This is a genomic window from Flagellimonas eckloniae, from assembly GCF_001413955.1.
Classification (GTDB): Bacteria; Bacteroidota; Bacteroidia; order Flavobacteriales; family Flavobacteriaceae; genus Flagellimonas; species Flagellimonas eckloniae.
This window is the reverse complement of sequence record NZ_LCTZ01000002.1, coordinates 666,175-689,595: the sequence shown is the minus strand read 5'-3', so window position 1 is coordinate 689,595 and position 23,421 is coordinate 666,175. Positions and strand designations below refer to the sequence as shown.

At 36.5% G+C, this 23,421-nt stretch carries 17 protein-coding genes and 1 pseudogene; 6 read left to right on the top strand and 12 right to left on the bottom strand.

Translation table 11 applies throughout. From position 1 onward, the window contains the following. Positions 1-10: 10 nt before the first annotated feature. Together AAY42_RS03030 and AAY42_RS03025 are read left to right on the top strand one after the other, a co-directional pair. A complete protein-coding gene (locus tag AAY42_RS03030) occupies positions 11-196 on the top strand; it encodes a hypothetical protein (RefSeq protein WP_055392524.1) in 186 nt (61 codons plus the stop codon). A gap of 47 nt (positions 197-243) precedes the next feature. Continuing rightward, positions 244-1,527, top strand: coding sequence for an HlyD family secretion protein (locus tag AAY42_RS03025; RefSeq protein WP_055392523.1), 1,284 nt, complete (start codon positions 244-246; stop codon positions 1,525-1,527). Between the two features lie 37 nt (positions 1,528-1,564). Here the strand turns inward: AAY42_RS03025 and AAY42_RS17900 are convergent. The 10 genes and pseudogenes from AAY42_RS17900 to AAY42_RS02980 form a co-directional block, all read right to left on the bottom strand. Beyond that, positions 1,565-1,726: pseudogene (locus AAY42_RS17900) on the bottom strand (magnesium chelatase domain-containing protein); the annotation flags it as partial. Between the two features lie 50 nt (positions 1,727-1,776). Next, positions 1,777-3,555 (bottom strand): hypothetical protein, encoded by a 1,779-nt coding sequence (locus AAY42_RS03020; protein ID WP_055392522.1) that lies wholly within the window; start codon positions 3,553-3,555, stop codon positions 1,777-1,779. A gap of 10 nt (positions 3,556-3,565) precedes the next feature. Next, positions 3,566-4,783 carry a DUF4249 domain-containing protein gene (locus tag AAY42_RS03015; RefSeq protein WP_055392521.1) on the bottom strand — a complete coding sequence of 406 codons (1,218 nt, stop codon included), beginning with the start codon at positions 4,781-4,783 and terminating at the stop codon, positions 3,566-3,568. Between the two features lie 2 nt (positions 4,784-4,785). Then, a complete protein-coding gene (locus tag AAY42_RS03010; protein ID WP_055392520.1) occupies positions 4,786-7,557 on the bottom strand; it encodes a carboxypeptidase-like regulatory domain-containing protein in 2,772 nt (923 codons plus the stop codon). Further along, positions 7,554-8,318 (bottom strand): hypothetical protein, encoded by a 765-nt coding sequence (locus AAY42_RS03005; protein WP_055392519.1) that lies wholly within the window; start codon positions 8,316-8,318, stop codon positions 7,554-7,556. The genes AAY42_RS03010 and AAY42_RS03005 overlap by 4 nt, the downstream gene beginning before the upstream one ends. 164 nt (positions 8,319-8,482) lie before the next feature. Further along, the gene (locus AAY42_RS03000; protein ID WP_055392518.1) at positions 8,483-10,882 is read right to left on the bottom strand and encodes a penicillin acylase family protein; all 2,400 of its coding nucleotides are present in this window, start codon (positions 10,880-10,882) and stop codon (positions 8,483-8,485) included. A gap of 80 nt (positions 10,883-10,962) precedes the next feature. Continuing rightward, a complete protein-coding gene (locus AAY42_RS02995) occupies positions 10,963-12,942 on the bottom strand; it encodes a protein-disulfide reductase DsbD family protein (protein WP_055392517.1) in 1,980 nt (659 codons plus the stop codon). Then, on the bottom strand, positions 12,939-14,246 hold the full coding sequence (gene tilS / locus AAY42_RS02990; protein ID WP_055392516.1) for a tRNA lysidine(34) synthetase TilS: 1,308 nt from the start codon (positions 14,244-14,246) through the stop codon (positions 12,939-12,941). Before tilS ends, AAY42_RS02995 begins: the two co-directional genes overlap by 4 nt. 22 nt (positions 14,247-14,268) lie before the next feature. Beyond that, the gene (locus AAY42_RS02985; RefSeq protein ID WP_055392515.1) at positions 14,269-15,570 is read right to left on the bottom strand and encodes an anthranilate synthase component I family protein; all 1,302 of its coding nucleotides are present in this window, start codon (positions 15,568-15,570) and stop codon (positions 14,269-14,271) included. A 7-nt stretch (positions 15,571-15,577) separates the two neighbouring features. Continuing rightward, positions 15,578-16,111 (bottom strand): NADPH-dependent FMN reductase, encoded by a 534-nt coding sequence (locus AAY42_RS02980; RefSeq protein ID WP_055392514.1) that lies wholly within the window; start codon positions 16,109-16,111, stop codon positions 15,578-15,580. A 129-nt stretch (positions 16,112-16,240) separates the two neighbouring features. On the opposite strand from AAY42_RS02980, the gene AAY42_RS02975 reads away from it, so the two are divergent. Then, positions 16,241-17,437, top strand: a complete 1,197-nt coding sequence (locus AAY42_RS02975) for an acyltransferase family protein (RefSeq protein ID WP_055392513.1) — start codon at positions 16,241-16,243, stop codon at positions 17,435-17,437. Position 17,438: 1 nt separating this feature from the next. Here the strand turns inward: AAY42_RS02975 and mgrA are convergent, their stop codons facing one another. Continuing rightward, the gene (mgrA, locus tag AAY42_RS02970) at positions 17,439-18,446 is read right to left on the bottom strand and encodes an L-glyceraldehyde 3-phosphate reductase (RefSeq protein ID WP_055392512.1); all 1,008 of its coding nucleotides are present in this window, start codon (positions 18,444-18,446) and stop codon (positions 17,439-17,441) included. Positions 18,447-18,459: 13 nt separating this feature from the next. Further along, entirely contained in the window at positions 18,460-19,866 is a 1,407-nt protein-coding gene (gene lpdA / locus AAY42_RS02965; protein ID WP_055392511.1) for a dihydrolipoyl dehydrogenase, read from the bottom strand. A gap of 179 nt (positions 19,867-20,045) precedes the next feature. On the opposite strand from lpdA, the gene AAY42_RS02960 reads away from it, so the two are divergent. The 3 genes from AAY42_RS02960 to AAY42_RS02950 all read left to right on the top strand — a co-directional run bounded on the left by AAY42_RS02960 (position 20,046) and on the right by AAY42_RS02950 (position 23,418). Continuing rightward, a complete protein-coding gene (locus AAY42_RS02960) occupies positions 20,046-21,095 on the top strand; it encodes a helix-turn-helix domain-containing protein (RefSeq protein WP_055392510.1) in 1,050 nt (349 codons plus the stop codon). Between the two features lie 96 nt (positions 21,096-21,191). Then, positions 21,192-22,505, top strand: coding sequence for an NTP/NDP exchange transporter (locus AAY42_RS02955; RefSeq protein WP_055392509.1), 1,314 nt, complete (start codon positions 21,192-21,194; stop codon positions 22,503-22,505). Next, positions 22,489-23,418 carry an aldo/keto reductase gene (locus tag AAY42_RS02950; protein WP_055392508.1) on the top strand — a complete coding sequence of 310 codons (930 nt, stop codon included), beginning with the start codon at positions 22,489-22,491 and terminating at the stop codon, positions 23,416-23,418. The genes AAY42_RS02955 and AAY42_RS02950 overlap by 17 nt, the downstream gene beginning before the upstream one ends. Positions 23,419-23,421 lie beyond the last annotated feature (3 nt).

Sequence of the window (23,421 nt, the reverse complement as noted above, 5' to 3'; positions counted from 1 at the left end):
ATTTTTAATAATGAAAAAGTTATCGAATCTTGAGAATTCAAAAATTCTTAACAAAGCTGAACAGAAATCAATAAAAGGAGGCTATCCTGGTGCTCCCTGTTATCAAGCTGTGGACTGTCCTGATTTAGGAATTCCAAAAGCCTGTAAAGTAAATTATCCTGGAGCTCTTGGATACTGTATTTATGCAAATGTCTAACAAAGTTAAATACGAGGTGGGAGTGAAAATTTCCACCTCTTTAAAACATGCCGAATAACATAGAATTACGTAGCGAAGAAGTTCAAGAGATTTTAAGTTTTGTCCCCAATTGGATGATTCGCTGGGGCAATACCTTAATTTTTATTCTTTTTATTGGATTATTGTTAATGTCTTGGTTCATTAAATATCCAGATACTATTCAAGCAGAAGTAATAATCACTACAACGCTACCACCAGAGAAAGTATATGCGGCCAGCGGTGGTCAGTTAGAAGCAATCTTGGTCAAAAATAATGATTTTGTTACCAAAGGAACTTTCTTGGGAATCATTGAAAATACATCCAATTATGAAGATGTGCTCTTACTAAAGCAAATTGTGGATACTTTGAAAATTGACTATAAAGATTTTTACTTCCCAATAGAACAGATTCCTATCCTCTTTTTGGGGGACTTAGAATCGGAATATGCCTTATTTGAACAGAGCTACACGGAATACATTCTAAACAAAGACTTGGATCCTTTTTCCAATGAATCTTCAACCAACAAATTGTCTATTCAAGAAGCGAAAACAAGATTGAATATTCTAGTATCTCAACAGGCTTTGAATAAAAGCGAACTCAACCTTAAACAAAAGGATTTTGAACGGTTTAAACTATTGTTTGAAAAAGGAGCGATATCCGCACAAGAACTAGATCAAAAACAACTGGAATATCTACAAGCCCAGAGGTCTTTCCAAAATATAGAGGCATCCATCTCCCAGCTGCGTGAAACTATTTATGCTTCACGGAACAGTTTGAAAAACACCGAATTCAAAAAAACTCGGGATGAAAGTAGCTTGTTAAAAAAAACAATTCAATCTTATAATCAGCTTAAAAAAAGTATTAAAAATTGGGAGTTGCATTACGCTTTAAAATCTTCGATTTCGGGACAAGTCTCATTATTAAACTTTAATAATGAAAACCAAACTGTAAATGCCGGAGATTTAGTTTTTACAATTATACCTCAAGGCTACCAAAACTACATTGGAAAAATAAAAGCTCCAGCCCAAAACTCCGGTAAAATAAAACCAGGACAAGATGTAAAGATAAGATTAGCTAATTACCCATATACAGAGTTTGGGGTTTTGGAAGGAAACATCAAAAACATATCAATGGTTACTGATGTTGATGGAAACTATCTCATTGATGTAAGCTTACCCAAAAAACTGATTACCACATATAACATTGAAATTGATTTTAAACAAGAAATGATTGGATCGGTTGAGATTATAACGGAAGACTTAAGATTAATTGAGCGATTTTTTTATCAATTTAAAAGTATTTTTACCCGATAAAATAGTTGACCAAGTTTTTATAAAACTCCGCTCAAGTGTTATTTTGAAGTGCCGCGGCAATACGGTAATTACTTTCTTTTATGGCATTATCGGGAAGGCCGACCAAATGATATCCTATTCCCTTGTCTACATTTACCTCTACAACAATTGTGGTGGCCTCTACCCCAAAGACGGAGCTACCAAATACTTTTATGAGCATAAACCTTTAAAAAGAAAGTCTTGTTAACATTTTCATCAAGATATTTAATCTCATCTAACAACAAAACTCTTTTTGACGGATACTGGTTTTCCAATTGATGTAAACCCTTCTAGAATCAACTCATAATCTCCTACAACATCAGAAGCATAAAAAACAAGCTCTTTGTCTTCATCTGACAAATCTAGATTTGGCTCCCAAAGTAATTGATATCTAAAATCTGGTATTCGCTTTTGCAATTTATTCCCTGAATAGTCTTGAGCATGATATTCTTTTTGGGGTAGTGGCTTAAACAAGTCTACGTCTATGATATATGGGGCATGAAAATCATTATAAAAATCACCTTCTATTGTTTCAAAAGAAATCACACCTTGGAATAGTTGCGTCCCTAAAAAGTACTTACCCCGCGAAAAGCTTATGGTCTTAATCTTTTTTGCACTATAATCCATAAAATCTTCGTGCCTTTTTATAAAAAGACCATCTACAAAAACCATGGGCTGGAGGTTGGTATCTGTAAGTCCTTCTTCAGGTCTAATTTCAAAAACCCGGTCTTTGTTATTTAATTTTCTAATTGAGACCTGATTTACAACTTCAATAATCGTCTCTTGTAGGCTACTAAACCGAGTGAAATCATCTAAGTTATATACCGTAGTATACTTCCTGTAAAAAGGTTCCTTATGACTTGCTTGCTTGATAGAATCTGTTTTAATTTCTCGATATACATTTTCTATCTGATTCTGAACACTTCTTTTCAGTATAAAATTCTCTATCTCCTTTGAAATGAAAAAATTACTGAAACTCAGTCCATCGTAATCAATTTGTTGGCCATCAATAATAATCTCATAGTTCTCCCAATCATCGGACAGTACCTGGATGGCCGCCCTCATATTTGCATATTCCTCGCTAATGTTAAACCAAAACTTTCCCTCATCAGTAGAAGTAGCAATCTTAAATAGAAAATTATTGCCCGGTAAGGATATTGATATCTTTTGATTCTTGACCGGACTTCCTGAGCTTTTCTCTTTTATAACTCCTGAAATGATCTCTCCCCTAAGTTCGGGCAAATTGATGTTTGAATCTTTCAATGGAATTTTTGTAGTACTTCCATTCTGAAAATTAGCATAAAAATCTTTAGAGGTGGCGTACATCGGCATACAAATTGAATCAATCTTTCGAACTGAAATCCCATAAGTACCCCCGGAAGCAATTTCGTTTAAAGTAGAAATAGTAACACTTATTTTTTCACGCTTTTTGAAATCCATTTTATTCAACTCAACTTTTACCAAATTCCCTTGGCTCAAGGATGTAATTCCATTTTTATGTTTTGCATTCACAATCTCATGAATGGTTGATTGGGAAGAATCTATTGACTGTTTTAGGTATGATTTCGGTGTGGTTTGATAAGGGTTGATGATATGGATATCGGATTGAAAAAAATGCTTTATTCCAAAATTCTTCATCCATTCCGTGTATCCCACAATTTTATAACTTCCCGTAGAAACTGATGTTGGTATAAAAAAATCTCCGTAGCCGGTACCAAAATTCAAACGTATCTTTTGTTTTACAATTACGGTTCCATCCCTTCCAATAAGAGCCACATAGGCTATCTTACTTAAACCACTGATCTTTTTTGTATCGTTATTAAAATTATACAACTTGTATTTTAAATATTCGCCCGCAAACAATAAGCCTGTGTTGTACTGAACATAAACACTTTCTTGGGGAATAACTTCCAACGCTTCAGAAAAATTGGGCTTATCCGTACCGCTTTGGGCAACTACAGTTGTTGCTATCAAGAAAACTATTTTAGCTATGTTTTTAAATTTTCCCATTTTTTCTCTGTTATTCGACCCAAAAACTTGGTATTTCTGTTTTTCCCAATAAGGTGCAATCACCACAGACTCTATTAACAATAAAAAAAGGGCCTTCTTGTGGTCCAGGTGTCGGATTATCTGCCCAATACCGAGCTGATTTATCTTCAAATATTGGACGAAGCAGACAGCCTCCCAGTGCATCTACCAGGGGGGGCGAGTTATTATTACAAGGATCTACATATGGAGGCAATGGCTCATTTGGATAAAAGTCGGTATAATCAAAAAAGATACGTTTCTCTGAAATGGATGAGACATCAAAAAAGCCCAATACCTTCTCGTTTTCATCTTGATCAGATGTAATATTGCCTTTTAGAAATCCAGGTTGCGTTTCCGAAAAAAGACTTTCACTCTGGGAAAATTGATTCAAATTATCATAAAAAATATAGGCTTCATTGGATTGTATATATTGCCGAACAAGAATTGAATATCGATGGGATATGATATAATTGTCCCTATTGATAAAGCGAACCACAAATTCCGCTACCCGATCTTCTGCTAAATCGCCTGTGTTGGTCAATATAATTTCATTGGAAAAATCCGTGTTGTAACATATTTGTTCATCCCGTACATTTCTTATTTTAACAAGCCCACAACCTCCGGCTGGGTCTCCTTCCAAATCTATCGCCGACCATTTGGGAGCAATTATTTTATAGGTTTCTTCGTAATCATAGCGGTAGTTTACAGAACTACCAGTAGGATCAAAGCTGTCCGCCAAAATTGCAATACCGTCAATACCATCGTCATTTGTAATTCTTCTGGCCGTAATGTTATCCAGTTGGGTTGCCTGTGTTAATTGCATTTCACTTGAACCATACGATTTTCCATCTTGTGTACTAATGGAAAGTTTATAGTTTCTGTCCGGTAATGCCGAAAATGTATCAACCGAAACATAGATACCCGGTTCGGATTCAAGAAAAGTAAAGGTACTACCGGTATCATCGGTCACTTCAACACTTGCATTTCTAACTGCTGTAGTGTTATCGACCTCAAACTCAAAAGTCCGGGTCAAATAAACTTTTTGTTGCTTTGTTTCATTGGTAATGGTGGCTTCAATTACCAAAACACTTTCAAAGCCGACAAATTCCGTATCAAAAGGTTCAATACAGCTATTCATCAAAAAAATAAGCAGTGCAGAAAAAAAAAGATTTTTTTCAAATAGTATGCTTCCAACTTTTATCTCTAGCATGTTCAAAATTTGAAATTATATGTTATTGTGGGCACCGGTATGGAGAAAATAGAACTTTGAAAGGCCTTTATCCCTCCATCTTCTGTAACAAAGAATACTGAATACGGGTTATTTCTTCCCAATACGTTATAGATGGAAAAACTCCAAAAACTATGGGCAAACTTCTTTATTTTATGATTTCCCTCTACATTAAAACTCAAATCCAATCGATAGTAGTCTGGAATTCTGAACTTATTCCGGTCACTATATAACACAAACTCAGAATTATTGAACGTAAAGCTTCCTATGGGAAAAGTTACAGGTCTTCCTGTTTGGCATACAAAATTGGCCGATGCACTAAACCTCTTGGTAAACTTGTAGTTGGCCACGACACTTATATCGTGTGGTTTATCATAATTTGATGGAAAAAAATCACCGTTGTTCACTACTTCTTCATTGAATTCACTATCCAATTTCACAAATGATCTTGAGTATGTATAACCCAACCAACCGTTTAGCCTTCCTTCGTTTTTCTTTAGTAAGAATTCGACCCCATAGGCTTTTCCATCTCCTTGTAACACCTCTGTCTCAATAGCTTGATTAAGCAGTAGTTGGGCCCCAACCTTATAGTCCAACAAATTTCTTTGCTGTTTATAATAACCTTCAATGCTTAGTTCATACTTATTACCTTCTAAGTTTTTATAAAAACCTAAAGAAGCTTGATATGCTTCTTGGGGCTTGATGTTTAAATCGGATAATTTCCATGTATCTGTTGGAGATGCCGTGGTATTATTGGATAACGTATGAATGTACTGAAAAGCATTATTAAGGCTTGCTTTCACTGAAAAGTCAGGCTTGATGAAATACCTTGCGGAAAGCCGTACTTCCGGACCTCCAAATGTTTCTATTACTTCGTTTTTATCAAATTCCTCTATTTCTGTTAAAGTGGCGCTACTTCGAGGTGCGTTGTCTTCATAAATCCGCTGTGCTGAAGCACCAAGCGCAGCATAAAAGGAATACCTGAGGCCCATATCCACTAACAACTTATCGCTTACTTTATACCTGTCAGATAAAAAAATAGCAGACTCCAGACCTTTTTCTTCAGCCAGGGTCAAAGTTGAAACATCAGAATCTGAAGTTAGCGGGGCAATTTCTCCAGGGTTTACAACATAAAGCTTACTGGATAAACCATAATCAAATTTGTGTTTATCACTATGAAGGTATTTTATCTTAATCTTAATCTCGGTTTCGTTGTTTTTATACCCTAAATCAAAATCATCGTTGGATTCACCATCAAACTCAATCCCAAATTTATATTCGCTATTGGAAAGTATGAGACTTCCTGTGTTCTTTTCATTAAACTTATGGTCCCATTTCAATGAAACCAATCTATTGCTGTAATCAAATATGGAATCTGATGTAATGCTAAAGGCATCTCGACTAAAATAGCCCGTAGCTTTTATTTCGTTATTGTCATTTATGGTATGGTTGTACTTAGCGATGAGGTCGAAAAATGAGGCTGTACTATTACTCAGTTGCTCATCATCCAATGCGCGTAATATCCAATCTGAATAAGTACCCCTGCCACCAATAAGCAATGCCGATTTATCTTTTAGTATAGGGGTTTCAAGTACAATATTGCTTGTTACCGGTCCTATGGAAGCCTCTCCTGCAAATTTTTGTGTGTTTCCATCTTTGGTGGTAATATCAAAGACCGAGGAAAGCCTTCCTCCAAATTCCGCAGGAATATTTCCTTTGTAAATCTCCGCCAACCCTGTACTATATGGGTTAATTGCAGAAAAAATGCCAAAAAAATGAGATGGATTGTAAATAACCCCATCATCCAATAAGATTAGATTTTGGTCTGCTCTCCCTCCTCTTACATTATAACCTGCGGCCCCCTCACCAGCAGTGGTAATACCAGGTAAAGTAACTGCTGCTTTCAATACATCCCTTTCCCCCAGTACCAAAGGAATGTTCTTTATTTTCTCAACTTCAATCAAGGTTACCCCCGTCAATGCCGTTTCTACATTTCTATCTCTATTTGCCTCTACAATAACCTCGTCCAATACCTCTAGACTTTCATTCAGTTGAAAATTAAAAACACCATCATTATACAGAATAATTTTGGTTCTTGAACCTTGAATACCAAGTCCTTTGGTTTCTAAAATGTTTTCACCTGCAGGAAGGTCAATGCTATAATTTCCATTTACATTAGTAGATGTACCAACATCTTTTCCTTGAAGAATAATAGCTAAATCTGGGATAGGCTGCCCTTTAGCATTAACAGCTTTTCCAGTCAGTGTAAATGTCCTTCTTCGATTGCTCTTATTTTCTTTTCCAATTTTAACAACTTTTAATTCTTTGTTTATGTCATTCTCATCTGTTTCCACAAACAAAGGAGCTAAATTTTCTAATTCTTCAAACTCAATTTCGGAGTCGGTCAGCTCTTCTTCTTTTCCAAAAAAAACCTTCGGCAAGGAATTGTATATTTGGTTATTCTGCAGTAGAAATATTCTTTGTTCGTCCATGATGTGGAAATTGAATGCCGTATTCTTGAATAATTCTTCCAGGACTTCATCAATTCTTAAATCTGTATATTCTCCGGAAACCTTTACCCCTTTTAACCATGATTCGATATAGAAAAAACTGTATTCTGTTTTCTCTTCAATAGCAGAAAGTGCCTCTTTTAAATCTGTATCGTTGAAAGACACCGAAATCTTTGGAATCTCCACTTGGGAATGTACATATTGCATGCTTGCTAAAAGCATGAGGCTCACTAGGATTCTTTTCATTTCACCAATGGTTTTTTCGTATTGGACAATTGTATTTCTATACGCTTCATAAGGCCAATATGAAACCCATCAGTATCCGTTTTGGTACGCCAATTTACCTTTCTATAATATTCATTAATATCATTTTTAAATTCTGGAAATAGACCTGTTATGCTTTTTTTAGATTTTAGTAAAACATACTTGTTAGTGTAGCATAAGACATATTCACTTCGTCCATCTAAAAACTCATCAAAAATGAATGTATCTTTTCTTTCAAATTTCTTTTTTACCCGCTTTGCATAAAGTGTGAAAAATGCGTTTTTCACCAAAACTTCATAGAATCCTGTCGGTAAACTTTCTGCATAAATTTGTTCAAATACCCTTCCTTCTATTTCAAAACTTTCAATGTTTTCTTTGAACAGTTTAATTGTTCCTCCGCCTGCTTTCTGAATTATTTTCAGCAATAATTCATCGTTATAGACGTCATACTTTAGATCAAGGTCAAAATACATCTGTCCATTGTAATCTATAGAACCACTGAGGAAATCATCACTTCTAAAAAACTGGGTGTTTTCGTTGATGGTTCTATACTCTTTAACATATAGAACTCCTTGATATAAGTTAGTGTTATCGACTCCGATAAAATCATCAAACAATAAGTAGTAGTCCCTCTCCTTCTCAGAGATTTGACCATGACATAAAACAAAATTGAGCAGGAACCCAACTAGGAAAGAAAACAGTTGAAAATAGCTATTAATGAAAGTTTTTTTGGAACAGTCCAAAGCAAAACATTTAAATTCAAAAAAATAGCTATCAATACTAAAATATATATTTAAAAATAATAAAGCAGTATAACCAGCGGAATATTTTTAAATTAAATTATTTCTTAAGATTAACTACTTGATTAATAATAAGTAGTGTTTTAAAATGAGAAGTTTGAAATGGCTTACTCCTTTGAGGGTTTAAAAACAAGTAATGAGGCTGCGGTCTCCTCGATCTCCTCCTTGTTCATCATCATTTTTCTAAATTCTCCATTTACAAAAAGTTCCGCTTGATCCTTATAGTATTTGCTCAGGGGGTTTCCTGATTGTCCTGTTGGCAAGATGCTTATACTGTTTTCCACGTCTGAAAAATCAATTATACGACGCGTAGATGGTCCAGAACTTACACGATAGAGACCTGTACTATCATATTTAAAGCTCATATTGTTGATTACTTCTTGTGTACCCTCTACCGGGTATGGGCCTACATTAAAAAATTTACGCAAGGATTCCACTTGACCAATAGGATGTGGGTGTTCCAATGTATGGGCTTTATCCCAGGTCCATTCACTTGGGTCTGGACCAAAATCAGCAACCAATGATTTCCATGCATCCGCAAATGATTTTAATGCGATTTCATCCCTGGTTTCAACTTTATCCTTAGTTGTAATATTATCCCACCATATTCCTTTTTCCTTTCGAGTGCCAAAGGCAATGTGACGTTTGAATAAATGCGTTGCCAAGAACTGATTAAATTGTTCTGTACCCATTTCGTCTTCAAAAGTGTTTTTAAGCACATAATATTCGCATCTATGATAAAGTAGGGCACTTGTGCTTTCCAAAGTATACGTTCCATCCCAATTTTTAAGTGCGTCTAATTGTACCAATTGGTCATTTGATAAAGGGGTGATATCCAAGAGTTTTATCAATTCGGACACCATTTTTGGATTAATGGGAGAAGTAATGTCAAGTGTCATTTTAGAAGTGGATTCCAGGTCCCAATCATCTTTTGAGCTTAACAGCTCTACAATCCTAACAGCTCTGTTTTCTGGGAGGTAGTAGCCAGGATAAACCATTCCAGAAATGGAATCAGGTTGGTTGTTAGCCGAGTATACATAATTCCATGGAGGGTTTATGGCGCTTGGGTTCTCTGAAAAATCCAAATAATCTAAACGTTCTTCCTCACCAGAAGCTCCATTTAGCACAAATTTGGTAGATACACTATCTGGCATCTGATACAATTTTGCAGTTGCCCACCAGGCTACATTACCCTTGGCATCCCCATACATTATATTTAAGCCCGGGGCATGTATTTTGGGTAGGGCTTTCTTAAACTCATCAATATCCTTGGCCGTGCACATACCATATAAACCTTTCATTATCTCATTGTCCACTTGTGTGTAGATCCAAGACATCGAAATCGGTGTTTCTCCCTTAATTTGATCGGCTATATTGTTAAGCACTGGGCCATGCCTTGTTTTCTTGTATTTGAAAATAGTAGTTTCCCCATCCTTTACCTTAATGTTTTTTGTTACATACTCATAATTTTTCCAACCAGATTCGGTTTTATATTTTGTACTGTCCGATGGATGGGTTTCTTCAAAATAAAAATCAATATCGTCATTCTCAAACATTGTCAATCCAAATGCCAGATTTCTATCGTGGGCAAGAATGGGAAATGGGACCCCCGCCAAGTGGTATCCGTATTTTTCATATTCCGGGGTTATGACATGGGCTTCATACCAAACAGAAGGTTGAGCAAATTCTATATGGGGATCGTTTGCGAATATAACCTTGCCATTTTTGGTTTTCTCTGGTGATAGCACCCAGCTATTGCTTCCAACAAACTTTGGTACAGGGAGTTTTTCCATAACACTGGTAACGTTCGCCGTGATGTTCGTTTTTAGGGAATCTGAAACGGTTTTTTTGAAATTCTTGATCCAAAGGGTTGATGTATCTGACTCTATTGCCAATTCATTTACATATTCATCCCCGAGCTGATTTCTAAGGTTGGTCAACAACGGGTCTGTTTTATGGGCCATTGCAAAACTAAAGGCCATATAACCCATAGTGTTGTATACATCTTCGATGGAAAATGGTTCTTTTTCCAAGCCAGTAAGATAAAATTCCACTGGGGTTGGGCCTTCTGCTATAAACTGATTAATTCCGTCTAGATAAGCATTTGAGAGCGTTACCATTTCGCTTTCCATATCCAAGTTGGAAACCGTTTCCGTTGTATAATCATCTATTCCAAGAGAAAGAAAAAACTTGTCCGTTCCTACTAAATCTTTGCCAAAAACTTCGGAAAGTCCTCCTTTTGCTATTCTCCTTAACAATTCCATTTGCCATAGACGATCTTGGGCATGGACATATCCCAAGCTTTGGAAAGCATCTTCTTTATTGTTAGCATATATATGAGGGATTCCGTAGGCGTCGTAAAATACGTTGACCTCGGTTTGTATTCCTGATAATGTCTTTTTTCCGTTGTAATCTGGCTTAAGGGAATTTATGAATATCAGCAGACCAATGACAACAAGGCATAGGGTACTAATAAGTACGAGAAGTACTTTTTTTAATTTTTTCACTGGGGTTTTTTGATTGAGTTATTAGTCTAACTAAGGTACTATTTTTTCTAAAAAGGGAAAATTCCCTGAAAAACAGAAAATTATTTGTTCATGGAAAGCTGATACTTTTCCAAACCAGATTTCAACCACTTTTCATAGACATCTGCATCAACATATTGCACAGATTTGTTCAAGATTTCGAGGTTTGGAGAGAGCAGCACATAATACGGCTGGGATGCAGCATTGAAGTTTATGGTTTGGAAAGTGCCCCATTTTTGTCCTATGGTTTCAATAGTCTTAATTCTTCCAGAATCGTATTTAAAATCAAACTTTTCTTCTTCCGGAAGCTCTTTTCTATCATCAACATATAATGAAATCAATACGTATTCATCCTTTAGGATTGGATAGATGCTTGCATCGCTCCATACATTTTCTTCCATTTTTCGGCAATTCACACAGGCCCACCCTGTGAAATCCAACAAAATAGGTTTATTTACTTCCTGTGCGTAAGCGACCCCTTCTTCAAAATCCTTAAAACAATCCAAACCTAACGGACAGTCACTTTCTGTTTCTGTTATACTATAGAAATCAGGAGGAGGAAAACCACTAAGTAGTTTAAGGTTTGTAACAGTAAATAGACCCAATACAAGGTATACGGAAAAAACAATGCTAACCAATCCAATGAGTTTTCGAGTCAGGGAAATTTTTTGTTTTGGACCGTCATGTGGAAATCTAAATATTCCAAAAAGGTACAGTGCCAATAGTACAAAAAGTACTATCCAAATCCCTAAAAATATTTCTCTCTTAAAAATCCCCCAATTTCCTACTAAATCAGCATTAGAAAGAAATTTAAATGCAAGTGCCAACTCTAAAAATCCCAACACCACTTTTACAGTGGTCATCCATCCACCTGATTTTGGCAAAGAATTTAACCAAGCTGGGAAAAGGGCAAATAATGCGAAAGGCAAGGCCAAGGCCAAACCAAAACCAACCATTCCGGCCGATAGGTTCGTTGCCACGTTTCCATCAGCCAAGGTGGTGCTTCCCAAAAGTCCTCCCAAAATTGGTCCGGTACATGAAAATGAAACTATGGCAAGGGTCAATGCCATAAAAAATATTCCCATTCCACCTCCTACCTTGGAAGAAGCCGCGTCCATTTTGTTGGCCCAGGAACTGGGCAATGTCAACTCGTAATATCCAAAAAATGAGAAGGCAAAAAACACAAAAATGATGAAGAAAAAGACATTCAACCAAATGTTGGTTGCAATCGTATTTAGAATTTGGGAGTCTATGGAATCAAACAAATGAAATGGCAGGCTCAATAAAAAATAAATCAGCACAATAAAGAATCCATATAAAATGGCATTTGCGATACCTTTTGATTTTTGTTGGGACTGTTTTGTAAAAAAAGAAACGGTAAGGGGTATCATTGGAAAAACGCAGGGGGTCAACAATGCGATTAGACCTCCTAAAAATCCTAAACCAAATACCATCCATAGGTTAGATTTACCCTGTTCTCCTTGCAAAGTGCCCTGATTTAAAAGTGCTTTGTTTTTTAAATCCAACTTTAATGATGTGCCCAGCGCAAGGCTACGTTCGTCCAGATTCTTTTCCTGGCTTACGAAATCGCTCCCATCCAGTGAAATCTGGAATAATTCATCTTTTGGGATACAGACCTCCTTACATATCTGATAGAATAAATTGACCGAAACCTGGGTAACATTTGATTTTAAGAGCTTAATCCGTTGTGTAAAAATGGCTTCTTTCTTGAAAAAGGTTTCATCAACCTCGAAAACGTCACTAAATTCTGTTATGGTTTTGCTCTCAGTGGTTTTTCCGACCAATTCGTAGTCCTCACCAGCTCCTTCAAATGTAAACTCACTAGGAAGTGAGCCGCCTTCTGCCGTATATTGGGAATAGACATGCCAACCTTCTAAAATTTCTCCTTGAAATACTAGATCATATTCTGAATCCGATAGCTTCTTTACTTCATGTGACCATAGCGCTGGGTTATCCCCAGTTTGCCCTTGACTAGTCAAATTGGCAAAAAACAATCCCAAGAATAGAAACAAAAACCTCATACAGAAAGTGTAATTTTTATAATACTTTTTGTTAATTCATCAACCTTAAAACGCTCATCCAATCTTTTACCAACAACCCAAACAATGTTATTTCCCGAACATAACAGCCATTGTTTTTCCTTGGACAGGACATCTGTCTTTTCATCTTTAAAGAATTTTGACAGTTTCTTTTTTCCTTGCATACCAAAGGGATAAAAATAGTCGCCTTTTTCCCAATTCCTTAATAGTAACGGATAGTTTAACTTTTCCTTATCTATATAAATTACATTTTGCAAGGGATTTTGCAAGGTTTTTACGGTTTCAATCTTTAATTGGACTGGATTTATAATATGGTTATCATCTTCTGAAATCACAAAGACCGTTTTTTTCTTAGTCTCCTTTTTGGAAAGCAGTAAATGTTCTCTGTCTTTAATAAGGCTATGGGTTTTTGATTCTACTTTTTTGCCGCTCATAGCGGTTAAAAGTCCTTTAACATCCTCCCATTCGGTAAATCCAAATTCATTAAAAAGTTGATATAGATAAGGTTCAATAGGATGCAATTCCGCTAAATCTTCTATACGTATTCTGTAATGGCCTACCTCCTGCACAAATAACTTCTCCTTGAGCTCATTGATATGATTCTGAACTAGGGCATTAGTTTGAATTAAATGCTCTTGTGTCTTTTTAAAATTCTCCAAAAATGTTGGGTGCAGTTCTTTTAATTTGGGCACAATTTCATGACGGATTTTATTCCGCAAATATTTATTTTCTGCATTGCTACTATCCTCTCTCCATTTAATATGCTCTGCTTTTGCAAATTCTAGGATTTCATTTCGAGAAAAATTCAAAAGTGGCCTAAACACACGTCCGTTTTGAGCTGGAATTCCAGATAAACCATCAATACCCGTCCCTCTTGAAAGATTTATTACAAATGTTTCCAAACTATCGTCTGCATGATGTGCCGTCAACACAAAATCAAAACCTTCAGCATCCATAATTTCGTGAAACCATTGATAGCGTAGTTCCCTCGCTGCCATCTGCACCGAACCCTTATGGGTTTGGACATACTCTTTTGTGTGAAAGGATTTTACCAGGATAGCTATATTTAATTGCTTGGCCAGCTCTCGGACAAACAATTCATTTTCGTCACTTTCTAATCCTCTAAGGTTAAAATTGCAATGTGCCAATGTAATATTCAACCCCAGTTTAATGCATAAATGTGCCAACACAACACTATCCACTCCCCCACTACAAGCCAATAGCAACCGCTTCTCCTTTAAGAAGGGAAAACCAGTTTTAATATGAGCTATGAATTGCGTCAACATAGTGTAAAATTAACAATAAACTTCAGCTCCCTTCCAATACGCTACGCATTGCCTTTGCTTTAAGCAAACATTCTTGATATTCCTTTTCAGGGTTTGACTTGGCGGTTATAGCACTTCCTACGGAAAAAGAAACATACTTTTTAGTGGCATTATATAGAATACTGCGAATGACTACATTAAAATCGAAATTCCCATTTGGGTCAAAATACCCAACAGTGCCACTATACAATCCCCGTTTTGTTTCCTCTAGTTCTTCAATAATTTTCATTGCAGAAATTTTGGGGGCTCCTGTCATACTTCCCATAGGGAAAGTTTCCTGGATCAACTCTACCGGATTTTTATCTTTTGGAACTTTGGAAACTATTGTTGAAATCATCTGATGCACTTGTTCAAAAGTATACACCTTGCAAAATTCCTTCACTTCAACACTACCTTTTAATGCACTCTTGGAAAGATCGTTTCGTACTAAATCTGTAATCATGATATTTTCCGTTCGTTCCTTCTCGTCATTTCCTAGCTGAATTTTGAGCTTTTTATCTTCAACCTCATTTAATCCGCGAGCTGCTGTTCCTTTAATGGGTTGTGAAACAACGGTTTGGCCATTTCTTTTTAAATAACGTTCTGGTGACCCGCACATTAAATATTTATCATCCAATCGCATAAAGGAGGCAAAAGGCGGTTTTGAAATCGTGTTTAAATTCTTGTACGTGTATAAAGCATCAATACTTGTGCCTTCTGAATAAAATTCCTGACAGAAATTTGCTTCATAAACATCTCCGCGATGAATATGGCTTAATAGCTTGTCAAGCTTTTCAAAATAAGCGTCTTTGTGGATGCGTAATTTTATGTGTACGGATTGTTTCTGTTCTTTTTCGACTTTCTGGGATTTCTTTATTGCTTCTATTTGCGTATAATCTCCTTCAATTTCCTGGGCATAATCATCAAGGTAGAGAAAATTGACTTGATTGCCTTTTAGGGCGATAATCTTCTCAGGTTGAAAGAAGTGAATTTTAGGAAACCCAAGACCATCGTAGTTGTTAGACACCAAGTCTTCCAATTCATTTTTAACATCATAAGTAAAATATCCGAACAACCAATCATTCTTTTTATCTATAAAATCATTTATTTCATCGATGTTTTTTAAACCTATTCTAGACTTATCGGTCTGTTCGGAAATTGCCAAAACAGCATCAAAAGAACCGTACTCATCAGAATGTCCATTGCTATCCAACCAGACAATTTTCTGATTTTTTTTTGACCACTCTAATAAAGCTTCTTTAAATTTTAAAGGGGAAGAAATTGTAAATGAAAGATGCTTGCGCAATAGATTTTTACTTTAATGTTTTCAGAAAAGCATCCAAAGCCACTTTATGCTGATTTTTTAATTCGTCATTGGTAATTCCCTCTGGTCCAAAGTTTTCACTGAAAGATGGCAATGAAAATGTGCTTATTATATCGGCTCCAAACCTGGGCAACATATCCTGCACTACTCCTAGTGACCCTATACCACCTCTTTTTCCTCCGGAAGTAGACATTAACAGTACTTTTTTATCCTGTAAAAACTTTCGTTCCAATCTAGACAGCCAATCCAATACATTTTTGAAATAAGCCGATGGATTACCATTGTGCTCGTTTACAGAAAGTATTACCCCATCTGCTTTTTGAAAATCGTTCTTAAGTTCTATCAATGAATTGGAGTATCCTTTCTGTTTTTCATCATCGGCACTGTACATGGGAAAAGGATAATATGTCATGTTCAACTGTTGTATTTGATGTCCATCTATCAATGAGGTTGTAAATTGTACTAATTTGAAATTGATGGAAGTTGAAGAATTGCTTCCCGCCAGTGCCAAAATTGCAGCCATATGTGTAAAATCTTGATTGTTTTGCTAAAATACCGCAATTGTACATTACATGCGAGTATTTTGCCTAATTTCGCACTGCAAAACATCCAAACTTGTTGTTAAGCAAGTATATAGGGTAATTATTTGCATATGCAAACCAAAGCCAACAGATTATTTTTCATAGATGCAATGCGTGCCTGGGCCATCTTAATGATGCTTCAGGGACATTTCATTGATGGGCTTTTAGACCCTGTTTTTAGAGATAGGGAAAATATGGTTTTTTCCATTTGGCTTTATTTTAGAGGCATTACCGCTCCCGTTTTCTTTACGGTTTCAGGATTTATTTTTACATATCTTTTAATAAAAGTACCTCAAAAAGGTTTTGACAACCCAAGGGTAAAAAAAGGAATCCGCCGCGGATTACAGTTGCTTTTGATAGGCTACCTGCTGCGAATGAATCTTTTTGGAATTCTTAGTGGTGAGATTTATGACTCGTTTTACTTGGTTGATGTACTGCATTGTATTGGACTTTCCATTTTAGCCTTGATTGGGGTTTATCTCTTTACCATTGAGAGAAAAAAATATCTCTTTCCAACACTGCTCTTAGGAATCACTATCGTGTTATTTTTGTTTGAACCAGCCTATAAGCAATGGACATTTTCATTTTTGCCCAATGCAATAGCAAATTACTTTACCAAAGCAAATGGTTCCGTATTTACCATAATTCCATGGTTGGGCTATGCCACAATGGGAGGGTTCATATCTATCTTATTCAATAGATTCAAAAACTTTAAATATCTGTACGAAGTTGCTATAAGCTTGGCGTTAGTTTTAGGGTCTTTATTGATTTTCGCGTCTTCGGATGCCTTTTTGTATATACATAGGTTGACGAAAATTCAGCTTTTTGCAGATATCTTCTTTAATAATTATTTGTTTATCCGTCTGGGTGATGTCTTCTTCGTCTTCGCAATTTTTATGCTGCTTCGAAAATTTATGACCAACAAGACTGTACTGAGTATTGGCGCCAGTACACTGTCCATTTATGTGATCCATTTTGTAATTCTGTATGGAAGTTTCACTGGATTGGGATTGTATCGGTTCTTTAATCACATATTAACACCTTCTGTTGTAATTCCGGGAGCATTGGCATTTATGTTCACTTGTACGTTTTTAGCCCTGAGATACAACAAATATGAATCGGAAATTAAAGGTAATATTGCTTGGGGCAGAGAATATATCAAGACTAAAAGTCTTAATTTATTGGCAGTAAGCAAACCCATTCTGAAAGAATTATTGCTAAAAGCCAAGCTTTTCCTTACCAGACTTTTTGGATTGATAAAAAACTAGTTTAGTTACTGTCAATCAGTTTTAATTCTTCATCAGAAAAGTGTAATTGCTCCAAAGCACCTACATTTTCCCTTAATTGATCAGCAGAACTTGCTCCAATAAGAACAGATGCAACCGCCGGTCTGCTCAATAGCCAGGCAATGGCCATTTGAGAAAGTTTTTGACCTCTTGCATCGGCTATTTTCGCCAAACTTTGTATTCTTTTTAAGTTGGCCTCTACCTGCTCTTTTTCCAAATAAGTGAGGTTCCTTGCCGCTCTCGAATTATCAGGAATGCCATTTACATATTTATTTGTGAGCATACCTTGTGCCAAAGGAGAAAAAGCAATACAGCCCACTCCCTCTTCCTCCAAAGTATCCAATAAACCATCTTCAACCCATCGGTCAAAAATAGAATACCTGGCTTGGTGCAATATAAATGGTGTTTTTAATTCTCGAAGTAGCTTTGCTGCTTCTGCTGTTTCTTTGGGTTTGTAGTTTGAAATGCCCACATACAAAGCTTTTCCTTGGCGCACAATATCTGATAATGCAATCATGGTCTCTTCAAGTGGCGTTTCTGGGTCTGGTCTATGGTGGTAAAATATATCGACATAATCCAATCCCATTCGTTTTAGGCTTTGATCAAGACTGGAAATAAGATATTTCCTTGAACCATGGTTCCCATAAGGCCCAGGCCACATATCAAAACCTGCTTTTGAAGCAATGAACAGTTCGTCCCTGTAGGGTTTAAAATCCTTTTTGAAGATTGTTCCAAAATTTTCCTCTGCAGAACCATATGGAGGGCCATAATTATTGGCAAGATCAAAATGGGTGATTCCCAAATCAAATGCACAACGTAAAATATCCCTCCCATTCTGAAGGCTATCCACAAAGCCGAAATTATGCCATAATCCTATTGACAACGCTGGTAAGAGTACCCCACTTTTACCGGTTCGGTTGTATTGCATGGTTTCATACCTTTCAGCACTGGCAAGATATTCCGTTACTCCTGACTTATCTCTAATCTTCATTGAAAACCTATTTCTAGATGTGTATTGCCCTATCTTCTGTAGCAGCCAAGGCTGCTTCTTTTACAGCTTCGGCATAGGTTGGATGCGCATGGCTCATACGTGCAATATCTTCTGCTGATGCCCTAAATTCCATAGCTGTGACCCCCTCAGTGATTAAATCAGCACAGCGAGCGCCGATCATATGGACTCCAAGGACCTCATCAGTGGTTTTATCTGCAAGTATTTTCACAAAGCCATCAATATCCATACTAGCTCTTGCACGTCCTAAAGCGCGCATAGGAAATTGTCCTGATTTATATGCAACTCCGGCCTCTTTTAGTTCTTCTTCTGTTTTGCCGACAGCAGCAACTTCTGGCCATGTGTAAACAACACCAGGAATTAAATTATAATTGATGTGTGGTTTTTGTCCTGCAATCAATTCAGCAACCATGGTTCCTTCTTCTTCTGCTTTATGGGCCAACATAGCTCCTCGAACCACGTCACCAATTGCATAAATATTGGAAACATTGGTCTGTAAATGGTCATTGACCTCTACTCTACCCCTGTCATCCAATTTTACTCCAGCTGCCTCAGCATTCAATCCATCCGTATAAGGTCTTCTTCCTACGGAAACCAGACAATAATCTCCAGTAAAGGTAACCTCTTGCCCTTTTTTATCATCAGCTTTTACCACAATCTCATTTCCTTTTCGTTCAACAGACTTCACCTTATGGGATAGGTTGAACTTGACCTTCTGCTTTTTCATCGCCTTCATCAATTCTTTGGAAAGCGCTCCATCCATTCCTGGAATTATACGGTCCATGAATTCAACAACGGTAACTTCAGCACCAAGTCTCTTATAAACCTGACCCAATTCCAAGCCAATAACACCCCCTCCAATCACAATCATGTGTTTTGGGATCTCTTTGAGCTCCAAAGCTTCTGTTGAAGTGATAATACGTTCCTTATCAATCTTAATAAAAGGAAGTGTTGATGGTTTGGAACCTGTTGCTATTATTGTATGTTTTGTTTCTATGGTCTCCTTCTTACCATCCACCTTATCCACATCAATGTGCGTAGCATCCTTAAAACTGCCAACACCTTCATAGACATCTATCTGGTTTTTATCCATCAAAAATTGAATGCCTTTGGTGGTTTGGTCAACCACACCTTGCTTTCTGGCAATCATTTGTTTTAAATTCACTTTGACTTCACCGGGAATATCAATTCCATGCTCTTCAAAATGTTTTATGGCATCTTCATAATGATGTGATGAATCTAAAAGTGCCTTGGAAGGGATGCACCCAACATTGAGGCAAGTGCCTCCTAAAGTGCTATACTTTTCTATAATTGCAGTTTTCATTCCTAATTGTGCACAGCGAATTGCCGCCACATAGCCTCCAGGTCCAGAGCCAATAACGGCCACATCATATTGATTCATATCTATTTCTTAGGGATAATGTTTTGATTTCAATAATAACTACAAAAATAACAATGTTATCTGAAAAGACTCTGTTCTTTTAAGATTTGATTTTATATCAATTTTGTTACAAAAGCCATTTGCTGTTAAGGTTATCTTATATCCATAAATTTTATGCAAATTCTGGTTATATTTAGTTGATGCGAACCGTACGACTAAACAAAGAACTTGAGATTTTCATAGCTGGAATTGGGGCAACCCAAAGTTTTTTAATGGCTTTTTATAGCTTCTACGTGCGGAAAAAGGACTTTAGGAACCTTTTGCTTTGTATACTTTTTCTATCGGTGGCATTACGATTGACCAAGTCCATTCTTTGGGTATATTTAGATTTCACTCCTATGTGGCTAATTAATTTAGGTTTTCTGGCGCATTCCATTTCAGGGCCAGCTTTACTTCTTTACAGTTTGTATTTTCTATTTCCAAAGAAATGGTCCTCCTATACTATTTTACATTTTATTCCCAGTGCCCTTCTGCTGCTTTTTGTATCCTCTTTGACCTTATCAAATTTTTGGTATTCTGGTGGGTATTCCCTTCTTCTTTTTCATCAAGTTGCCTATGGTTTTATGACATTGGGTCTCTTAGGTATTCGATTTTTATCAAAAAAGCATAAGTCTCCTATGGATAAGACTTCCGCAATCTGGATAACAACCTTGATTCTTGGAACGGTCTTGTTTCAATTTTTATATTTCTCCAACTATATTCTGGGTTTAACCCCTTATTTGCTTGGGCCAGTAATCTACCTTCCCTTTATTTACTTCCTTGCTTTTCTATTGTTCAAAAACCCATCGCTCTTAAAACATGACCCAACTAGGAAGCATCAAAACATCCGATTGACTCAAGAAAAGCTTGGTCTCTATGCAAAACAGCTTGAATCCCTAATGCAGGGCAAAAAACTATACTTGGACTCGGATTGCACTTTAAATAGTGTTGCAAGGCAAGCAAAACTTCCTGCCTATTTGGTTTCTCACGTTGTTAATAACACCATTGGAAAAAGCTTTCCAGATTTTATGAACGGGTATAGAATTGAGGATGCCAAAGGAAAACTTCTCCATGCCGATTATGCACAAATTAAAATTGCCAATATTGCATATGATTGTGGATTTAATACACTTTCCTCTTTTAACAGCGCTTTTAAAAAATTTACGGGAACAACCCCTACAAAGTTTCAAAAGACCAACGCGCGCTTTTAGCCATTTATAAATTCATCAGACGTATTCACCAATCAAAAAGGATTGGCAAACATTAATTCCCAAATTCGATTTCGAACAGAATGGAATTAAGACTTCGTGAAATACTTTTTCAATACATCAATTTTTAAATCACTAAAAGAAACTGAGGATCGAGAGCTTCGTCTAATCGGTTACTCTTTTATTTATTTTTTCTGTTTACTATGTTCTTACTTTATCCTACGCCCATTGCGAGATGAGATGGGAATTGTAAATGGTGCCATAAATATGCAATGGTTGTTTAGTGGAACTTTTGTTGCCATGCTCTGCATTGTTCCAGTATTTAGCCTCTTGGTATCACGAAATTCAATAAGAAGAATTCTGTTTTTTTCATATTCTTTCTTTATTGGTAACATTCTTTTGTTTTATCTGGCATTCCAATTTTTTGGTGTTTCCAAATGGTTTGCCATTTCCTTTTTTATTTGGTTGAGTGTTTTCAACTTATTTGTGGTGTCATTGTTCTGGAGTTTTATGGCTGATGTATTTTCCAGTAAATCATCTAAACGATTTTTTGGAATAATTGCATCTGGTGGAAGTTTAGGAGCTCTAACTGGCCCTATATTGGCAAATCATCTAAGCTCTAAATTTTCTGTCGCCATGCTCTTATTGATAGCTGCTTTCTTATTGGTAGCTGCTCTTCTGTGCATTCGTGGTATTTTGAACTTGTCAGAAAAGAAACAGCATTTTAATAAAAGTGTTCAGCCAAACCCAGTTAAACTCACAAGTCTTTTTGAAGGAGTTAAAAATATAGTCAAATCAACATATCTCTTAGGTATTGTATCCTTTGTGTTACTCTACACCACAATTTCAACAGTGCTTTATTTTGAACAAGCCCATGTTGTAGAGGAAATGTTGACGAGCAGTGGTGATAGGATTCGCTATTTTTCAAGTATTGATTTTAAGGTAAATGCAATTGCTATTATTGGTCAATTGTTTTTTGCAGGACATATTATAAAAAAGTCTGGGCTATCTGTGGTTTTGGCTTCCATTCCATTTATAATGGGTGTTGGATTGATGGTTCTAGGGATGAATCCATCTTTGAGTATTATTGCTATGTTGATGGTGGTTCACAGGGCTGGAAACTTTATGCTGTTGCGGCCTGGAAAGGAAATCCTCTTTACTGTTTCCTCTTTTGAGGACAAATACAAATCCAAAAACTTCATCGATACGGCAATCTATCGCGGAGGAGATGCGTTTGTTGGATGGCTTTTTGCAGGGTTCGTAGCTATGGGCTGGGGATTGGGAGCCATTGCATTTTTGGCCATCCCTCTTTCTTTCTTATGGAGTTTTATAGGTTATCGACTTGGAAAACAGCATGTAAAAAAAGAGAATGTATTAACTTTAAGCAGCAAGACTTATGAAAACAGTATATAACAGAAGGGAAGCCCTAAAATTATCGTTATTGGCAGGATTTGGACTTTCATTACAATCCTATGGAAACCCATTGAACGCAAATGATAAAGTTCATACCAGGATTATACCATCAACCAGGGAGGCAATTCCAATAGTTGGTCTAGGCACCTGGCAAACTTTTGATGTTGGTAATTCTTCTGAAAAACGTAAAATTCTAAACCAAGTACTGGTCGAGATGAATAGACTTGGAGGCACCGTTATTGATTCATCACCTATGTATGGTAGTTCCGAAAAAGTGGTAGGGGATTTGACAAGTACATTGGACTTTGGAAACAAATTGTTTTACGGCACCAAAGTTTGGACAACAGGCAGGCAAGCAGGAATTCAGCAAATGGAGGCATCCATGAAGAAAATGCAGCGAGCAAAAATGGATTTGATTCAGATTCATAATCTAACGGATTGGAAAACACATGTTAAAACATTAAAAGACTGGAAAGAACAAGGAAAGATACGCTATTTGGGCATCACACATTATGTGGATTCATCCCATAGCTCTTTGGAGGAAATTATTAAATCAGAAAGGCCTGATTTTGTTCAATTCAACTATTCCATAAAGTCTAGGCATGCTGAAAAATCGTTATTTGATACAGCCAGAAAGTATAAAACGGCAACACTAATAAATCAACCATATGAGAGTGGTTCGTTGTTCAGGTTGATAAAAGGAAAGGAACTCCCGCAATGGGCCAAAGAACAGGATATCAATAGCTGGGGGCAATATTTTTTAAAATTCATCCTGGCAAATGAAAATGTGAGTTGCGTAATTCCGGGTACTTCAAAACCACATCATATGATTGATAATATGGGAGCAGGATTGGGCAAAATACCCGATACTAATTTGAGAAACAAAATGGTTGCACACCTTAAATCCCTGTAATTC